The organism is Saezia sanguinis, from assembly GCF_003991585.1.
GTDB lineage: Bacteria > Pseudomonadota > Gammaproteobacteria > Burkholderiales > Burkholderiaceae_C > Saezia > Saezia sanguinis.
In genome coordinates this window covers 1-239 of record NZ_PQSP01000201.1, presented here as the reverse complement: position 1 = coordinate 239, position 239 = coordinate 1, and the positions used below count along the sequence as shown (strand labels likewise).

Here is a 239-nt window from a genome sequence, read left to right as displayed (position 1 = left end):
TCCGCACCCCATGTCCGAGACGCTCTGCCCCATGATTAAGGGCGTCGAGAATAGACTCCGGCCCAGCAGCTTCGCCGGCATGAACGGTGAGGTGGATTCCGGCCGCTTGGACGCGCGTGAGCGCGTTGGTAAACGGAGCTAGCGGAAAACCATCCTCTGGCCCAGCAACGTCGACGCCAACGACCCCCGGAGCATGGTTGACGGCAAGATCTACCACGTCCTCGGGGACGTCGAGATGC

Annotated in this window: 1 pseudogene; it reads right to left on the bottom strand. The window is 63.2% G+C overall.

Going from position 1 to position 239, the window contains the following annotated elements:
• Positions 1–217, bottom strand: a pseudogene (locus CUZ56_RS16430) (adenosine deaminase family protein); the annotation flags it as partial.
• Positions 218–239 lie beyond the last annotated feature (22 nt).